Here is a 5,090-nt window from a genome sequence, read left to right as displayed (position 1 = left end):
GCGAAGGACGTCGAAAAATCCATCGCTTCAGCCGAGGCATGGATCATGATCGCCCATATCCGCCTCGTCACCAGACGTCTCGCAAGCTATTGCTACCATTGAACTCTTTTCGAGTCCGACTCTAAGAGGCTGGCATATGGTCCGATGGTGGTTGGCGACGGGGTCATTGCCTCTTCAACGAGCATTGTTCTCTCCAGTGAAAAACATGCTTCTCGCGTGTCTTGCGTGCTAATCGCAACGGACGATAAAGATGATCGCGCGATCTCTCTTAGGCTGCATTGACAGAGGTCAATTATCGGGCGTGGCGTATCCGCCACAAGCCAATGAAGATCGGTACCAGACGACCGGCGTTTGATTTCGTCGCAGATTTCGTGGATCGAGAGCGAAACGCACTAGCCGATCTTTTCGCACGGGGCGCATGGGAATTACTTCGGCGCGGCAAAGGAATTCTTGCGGCCGCGCATAGCAATACAGGTTGATACGCGCCCTAAACGAGTTCGTCACAACCGATATCGGCGCCACCGAACCTACTCAGATGGCGCCGGTAGATGCTGCTCAAGAGCGCTCGCGTCACGGATTAGCTCATATTTGACCTGTGCCACGCGGAGATCGCGATACCAGTCGACTAACGCTCCCCATGGATCAGATACTTTATTAAGAGTCGGACTCGAAAAGAGTTCAATGGTAGCAATACCTTGCGAGACGTCTGGTTCCATAAAATTGTGCATGAGGAACCAGGAGGCCTGCCGTTTGGTCCGATTGCGGCATGCGCGACTGCTCAGCAATCAGCGAAGCATAGCAGTCCGCGAGACGCGCTTTGTCCGCTAGACGTGTACGTCAGGCATCGGAGAGGCTGAAAGTGCGCTCCAGCCATTCCGCTCCGGCAAAGTACAGCGTCCTAGAGTGCCAGTCATTGTTGGCTGACAAGGTGTAAAGCCAAAGCGCCAAAGACACGCTGGCACCGATCCAACCAGACATCAAGCCAACGGTCGCAAGGGTTGGGGTAGAGATGATCAAAATCCACCATTCCCAAAGGAAACGAAGTGTGATGCCGACGCAGAAGTACAGTGCTACCGCGCCGATAAGCAAACACATTATAGCCCAGAGCGCCATGCCTTAGCCTGCCAGCAATTTCGCTTTTTGCATCTCGAACTCTGCGTCTGTCAGCGCGCCGCTCGTCTTCAGAGCGGCCAGCCGCTCCAACATCGAAACGACGTCCGCCGCGGGTCCTGGATTCGTGGAGGCCGGCGACTTGCGCGCTTCCAAAGCATCGCGGACTTTATTTACGAATTTGACCACGGTCTTCTTTAGAACGTTGCGAATTTCGCGCTGAGTGGCGCCATCCTCGATTTTGATCGATCCAAAAATGATGCCGGTCTCGCCGCTTACGGCGTTGACCTTGTCAAGGCTGATGCTCGATTGTTTCAAACCGAAGACCATCCCTTTATCGAGAAAAATGATGCGGCGGTCCGTAAGCGTGATGAGCCACGTGTTTCCATCCATCAGTCCTGAGGTAAAAGCGAGAACCTGCTCGCCCTCTCCGAGAACCTCAGGCAGGAAATTGAGCTCCTTTTTTGTGAAGAACTGATCGTCGCCCATATCTTTGGCGATCCGATCATACTCGGTCTTGAGCTCAGTTTTGGTCGCGTTTTTGAAGTCAAATGGCATCCGAGTAACCTAAAAATGGTGGGCAATGATTATGATCGACAAGCATCCGGCAGCGAAAATGCGGCCCCCTGATAGGACGTCCGTCAGATGGAGTCACGGCTTCACGTGCGGCGACCAAGCGGGGCTGGCCGGTTTGTTCACTTTAAGTAAATCGTCGCAGGATTGGGCTTGTGGTCCTTGTTGGCGCCGTTTCCAGAATCTACGGCTGCTCCGATCAACCCGCCCACGACGACGTTACCAACCATGGCATTGTTGCCCTCGTTCGTTGCTACGGTGTCCACCTTCACGGTGCCTGTCTGATTGCCAAGTTTTGCAGTAGCCGTGAATGCTTTGTTACGGGGCACCTTCAACTGGCAGGGCGTTACCGGGCACGATAAACCGATGTCTGTCGTGACAGCGGCGCCCGACGGCACTGATTGGATCGTAACGAGTTCGGTTGTGCCCCTGGCGATGGATGCACAACCGAACAGGGTCGCGAGGACCCCGACCGACAATAACTTTGTTATCATTTGATTCCCTCAAATCTTAGAAAAGAGACCTACCCCCGTTAGTAAACGCCGGCAAGTTGGAATAACGGCATAAGTGAAATTCGATCGTTACTTAAGCGGGGGTCGAAGCCCGCGTGTCATTTTATGCGAGGAAGGTGATCGTGCGATCAGGTCTTGTCAGTTGAAATAGACTATAACCTCTTCAATTTCTTCTTCGATTCCCCAAAGCATACCGCCCCGGATTTGACTTGATTGTCTAGGATTCCTCGACAGCAAGCGCAGATCGCTGCCAAACACGTCGGGCGCTTTTCTCACCGATCATCCCTCCAAGTGCGTGAAGCGGAACATCAATCTCTGTTCGACTGAACCATAGATCGCCCGCCCAAGTTCGACGAACGACTTTCGTTCTCTCGAGGCGATGAGAGAAAGCTGAAGGTCCATCTCACGTTGTTTCTCCCGATATAGATCGTAGAGGACCGGGTCTTCCATCTTGTCGAAGGCGATCGAGTGGAGCTTCTGTTTCACTTCTGCGATGCGGTCCAGCACGTCGGCGAGCCAAGCCTTTGGATCGATGTCGTTGAGGCGGCATGTTGTGATGATGGTGAGCATGACGGCGGCACGATCTGCCCCACGCTGGGAACCGGCGAAGGTCCAGTTCCGACGACCAAGTGCTATGCCTCTCAGGGCTCGCTCGGCGGCATTGTTCCTGAGACAAATTCGGCCATCGTCAAGGAAACGGGCAAAACCATCCCATCGCTTCAGCATATAGTCGATGGGCCCGATCACTTGTCGACCGCGGGATCTCCTCGACCAATGGCAGCGCCATGCGCCTTTCCCTGAAATGCGACGCAAACGTCGTTCTGGACATGCCGCAGGCACGGGCGAGCTCCTCGAGACCCAAGGAGCGGTCAGGCGACCCATGCATCAGTCGAAGGGCAGGAGCTATCCTCGCATCAGCCAGGGCGCGCAGCCAGCCGGCGGCCATTGGGCTTCCCGATTTCAGGTGCGCCCGCAGGATATGGATGAACAGCAATTGGGTGAGCTGCGTCGAAGCAAGCTGTCCGCCTGGCATAGCGTCGGCGCGCTCTATAACCAGCTGCGAGAACAATGCCCGGAAAGCAACGGCCTCGGGGGATGCCGCCCGGATGTGAATCCAAGCCGGGAGAACACTCCTCACGAGCGATGCTTGCGCCGGATTGAACAGCACGTGCCCACCGAAATGCTCGAACGCGCTGCCGTCGCCAATCATGGCTGTGGTGCTCCCCCCACCCGAGAAGAGTGTCACCGCATCCACAGGTGTCACGCTCGGCGCGCTGCTCAGGACGAAGGGACGCTGCTCGGCAAGCAGTCCCACGTCGCCGGTCTCGAATTTGACCGCCTTCCCCGTCGCCCATAAGGTTGTCCTGGAATGGGCATCCAAGAATATGGACTATCTCAATCCCATCATCGCTCTCTTTGAAAAGCATAAGCGCATCAGCCACCGCGCTGCGACCAGCGCCACGGAATTCCTCGATTTCGACGAATGGCCGAGCGCCGAGGCGTATGCCTCATTCAAGGCGGAAGCAGGTCCGCACATCGAGAAATTTGAAAGCGCATTCGGCTATGCGTCCACGGACGAAGTTTTCGAAATGGTCGAATAAACGGCCAACAATCTGACTAGAAAGAAATGCCGCCAGATCGTCGATCTGGCGGCATTTCTTTGTTGCGGCCATTTGAGACAACGGCCATTTGGCCGAACGGCAACAAAAAGAGCCGCCGTTGTTCCCGGCGGCTGCATGACAATTCTCGGATATTATGTCAGGTGGCGGCCGCTGCCGGCGCTGCCACGTAGCCTTCCTTTACAAGATAGTTCTGTGCGAGATTTGCCGCGCGGAACTCGAAGAAGTCCCCACGGCTCGTCAGTGTCAGGATATCCCGGAAGTAACGCTGCATCTTCTGTCCCTTGCGCAAGGCCGAGGAACTGCTTGAGCGGGCGAGTGATTCAATGGCCTCATAGACCATATTTTCGGCCGTATGATACATGCCGTCCATCAACTCCGCTTTTGTCTCGTCGAACGCTTCCTTTCCGGAAACGGCAAGCATGGAGTTCTCGAGATAAAGATCGCCGCCCGACAGGGCAGCATATCGTCGGGGACAAAGATGTTGTCGATGCGCACGCTGTTCGAACCGCTGCCACGCACGCCGATGACGTCGCCCCAGTCATTGAGGATTTCATAGGAGCCGCGCGGCACCAGCGCCGTCACCTTGGAATTCTCCCCGAACCCCTCCACGGGCACGGTCAACCCCGCCATCATGAAACTCGAATGCGGTCCGCCGGATGCGAAATGCCAGGTCCCGCTCAATCGATAGCCACCGTTCTCCTTGATGATCGTTGCGTTGGGCGCGGTCCAGGTCCAGGGGCCGGAAAAGTCTGGATCGAAGGCGAAGACCTTTCTTTGAGTTTCGGGGGCGCAGTAGGACGAGATCTGCACCGCGTGGGTCGCCCCCAGAGCAAACCACCACCCGGTTGAAGGGCAGCCACGGGCGATCTCGATGACTAGACTGTAATAGTCACGAAGCGACTTCTCGAAGCCGCCGTAGATCTTCGGGGTGACGACGCGAAAAAACCCATTAGCCTTGAACGCCTCGTACACGTCCCTGGAGGGGTAGCTGCGCTCCTCGCAGGCAGCCTGCTGCTCGTGCAGCATGGGTCGAAGTGCCACTGCTCGCTCCAGAAGGGTCTCGATTGAGGGGATTGCTTCCATCGGCATCGTAATTTCCTTGTTAATCTGATGACAGGCGCCAGAGTTTGTATCGACGGCCTTTTGCTAGGCCGTAGACTCATAACGATCTGATCCAAATTCTTGCCGCTGCTAGTTTGACGGCAGCGAGAAAGTTTGCCGGGTCTTTGTCGTATCGGGTTGCGATGCCTCTGAACTGTTTGATTTTGCTGAA

7 protein-coding genes and 4 pseudogenes are annotated in these 5,090 nt (G+C 55.7%); 2 read left to right on the top strand and 9 right to left on the bottom strand.

From position 1 onward, the window contains the following. Nucleotides 1-102 (top strand): annotated as a pseudogene (locus GVL52_RS27690) (IS5/IS1182 family transposase); the annotation flags it as partial. 735 nt (nt 103-837) lie between these two features. On the opposite strand, the gene GVL52_RS27685 reads toward GVL52_RS27690, so the two are convergent. From GVL52_RS27685 to GVL52_RS31050, 6 genes and pseudogenes are all read right to left on the bottom strand, one after another. Further along, entirely contained in the window at nt 838-1,113 is a 276-nt protein-coding gene (locus tag GVL52_RS27685; protein ID WP_160012614.1) for a hypothetical protein, read from the bottom strand. 3 nt (nt 1,114-1,116) lie between these two features. Further along, nucleotides 1,117-1,668 carry a PH domain-containing protein gene (locus GVL52_RS31065; protein ID WP_160012613.1) on the bottom strand — a complete coding sequence of 184 codons (552 nt, stop codon included), beginning with the start codon at nt 1,666-1,668 and terminating at the stop codon, nt 1,117-1,119. A gap of 137 nt (nt 1,669-1,805) precedes the next feature. After that, on the bottom strand, nt 1,806-2,177 hold the full coding sequence (locus tag GVL52_RS27675; RefSeq protein WP_160012612.1) for a translation initiation factor 2: 372 nt from the start codon (nt 2,175-2,177) through the stop codon (nt 1,806-1,808). A gap of 297 nt (nt 2,178-2,474) precedes the next feature. After that, a pseudogene (locus GVL52_RS31060) lies at nt 2,475-2,630 on the bottom strand (hypothetical protein); the annotation flags it as partial. Between the two features lie 48 nt (nt 2,631-2,678). Beyond that, nucleotides 2,679-2,945: pseudogene (locus GVL52_RS31055) on the bottom strand (transposase); the annotation flags it as partial. Continuing rightward, nucleotides 2,884-3,510 carry a cupin domain-containing protein gene (locus tag GVL52_RS31050; protein WP_244619316.1) on the bottom strand — a complete coding sequence of 209 codons (627 nt, stop codon included), beginning with the start codon at nt 3,508-3,510 and terminating at the stop codon, nt 2,884-2,886. The gene GVL52_RS31050 and the pseudogene GVL52_RS31055, both read right to left, overlap by 62 nt. Here GVL52_RS31050 and GVL52_RS30530 point away from each other — a divergent pair. Then, entirely contained in the window at nt 3,404-3,796 is a 393-nt protein-coding gene (locus GVL52_RS30530; RefSeq protein ID WP_200847920.1) for a hypothetical protein, read from the top strand. The genes GVL52_RS31050 and GVL52_RS30530 overlap by 107 nt on opposite strands. A gap of 157 nt (nt 3,797-3,953) precedes the next feature. Here GVL52_RS30530 and GVL52_RS27660 read toward each other — a convergent pair whose 3' ends face one another. From GVL52_RS27660 to GVL52_RS27650, 3 genes and pseudogenes are all read right to left on the bottom strand, one after another. Continuing rightward, nucleotides 3,954-4,238, bottom strand: coding sequence for a hypothetical protein (locus GVL52_RS27660; RefSeq protein ID WP_160012611.1), 285 nt, complete (start codon nt 4,236-4,238; stop codon nt 3,954-3,956). Further along, nucleotides 4,187-4,906, bottom strand: a complete 720-nt coding sequence (locus tag GVL52_RS27655; RefSeq protein WP_160012610.1) for an acyl-CoA dehydrogenase family protein — start codon at nt 4,904-4,906, stop codon at nt 4,187-4,189. The genes GVL52_RS27660 and GVL52_RS27655 overlap by 52 nt, the downstream gene beginning before the upstream one ends. Nucleotides 4,907-4,976: 70 nt before the next feature. Beyond that, nucleotides 4,977-5,090 (bottom strand): annotated as a pseudogene (locus GVL52_RS27650) (IS5/IS1182 family transposase); the annotation flags it as partial.

This window comes from Rhizobium sp. 18055 (assembly GCF_902706285.1).
In the GTDB taxonomy this organism is placed as follows: Bacteria; Pseudomonadota; Alphaproteobacteria; order Rhizobiales; family Rhizobiaceae; genus Rhizobium.
This window is presented reverse-complemented; position numbering and strand designations above follow the sequence as displayed.